This window comes from Streptomyces sp. NPDC026062, from assembly GCF_055568375.1.
Map to the genome: position 1 here is coordinate 1 of NZ_JBVHOQ010000135.1, position 1,379 is coordinate 1,379.

The 1,379-nt window shown below is 70.3% G+C and carries 1 protein-coding gene; it reads left to right on the top strand.

Annotated elements, in window-relative coordinates:
* On the top strand, nt 1–1,379 hold a 1,379-nt coding region (locus ACZ4LX_RS38160), incomplete at both ends, for a condensation domain-containing protein (protein WP_467721423.1).

The following is a 1,379-nucleotide window of genomic DNA, read 5'->3' on the forward strand; positions in this document are numbered from 1 at the left end:
CGGGCGATCACGCCGGAGATGCTGCCGCTGGTGGAGCTGACCGCCGAGGAGGTCGAGCGGGTCGTCGCCACCGTCGAGGGCGGCGCGGCGAACGTGGCAGACGTCTATCCGCTGGCGCCGCTGCAGGAGGGTCTGCTCTTCCACCATCTCCTCGCCGACGGCGGCGAGGACGCGTATGTGCTGCCGACGGTGCTGGAGTTCGACAGCCGCGAACGGCTCGACGCGTTCACCGGCGCGTTGCAGCAGGTCCTGGACCGCCACGACACCTTCCGCACGGCCATCGTGTGGGAAGGCCTGCGCGAACCGGTGCAGGTGGTGTGGCGGCACGCCGAGCTCCCCGTCGAGGAGTTCGGACTCGACCCGCACGGTGACGAGCCGGCCGAGCAGTTGCTGGCCGCCGGCGGCCTGTCGATGAACCTGGGCCGGGCCCCTCTGCTCGGACTCCACGTCGCTGCCGCAGCAGGCAACCGGTGGCTGGCGCTGCTGCGGATGCACCACATGGTGCAGGACCACACGACCCTGGAACTGCTTCTCGACGAAGCTCGGACCATCCTCGCCGGGCGGGTTGCCGAGCTGCCGGAGCCGATGCCGTTCCGCGACTTCGTGGTGCAGGCGCGCGCTCAGCAGGACAGCGGCGAGCACGAGGCGTTCTTCGCCGACTTGCTCGGTGATGTGGACGAGCCCACCGCACCGTACGGCCTGGTGGACGCCCACGGGGACGGCATGGACGCGGCCCAGATCCGGCGCGACATCGCGCCGGATGTCGAGGCGCGGCTGCGTGAGGTGGCGCAGCGGCTGGGGGCGAGCCCGGCCACGGTGATGCATGTGGCGTGGGCGCGGGTGCTGGGTGCGCTCAGTGGCCGGGACGACGTCGTGTTCGGCACGGTCCTGTTCGGACGCATGAACACCGGCGCCGGTGCGGACGTGCCCGGTCCCTTCATGAACACGCTGCCGGTGCGGCTGCGGGTGGACGAGACCACCGTGGTGTCGGCAGTCACGACGATGCGTGACCAGCTCGCGGGTCTGCTGGAGCACGAGCACGCGCCACTGGCGCTGGCGCAGCAGGCCAGTGGCGTGCCGGGCGACGCACCCCTGTTCACCTCGATGTTCAACTACCGCCACAACGTCGTCCTCAGCCGCGAAATGGCGGAGATCTCCGACGGCATCGGCGTGGTGTTCGTCCGTGAGCGCACCAACTACCCGCTGACCATCGCCGTCGACGATGACGGTGACGGGCTGGGGCTGATGGTGGACGCGGTTGCTCCGATCGACGTAGACGCCGTGGCGGTGATGGTTGGTACGGCCGTTGAGGGTCTGGTGTCCGCGTTGGAGCAGGCGCTGGAGGGTGGTGCGGACCGGTCGCTGAGCGCGGTGGATGT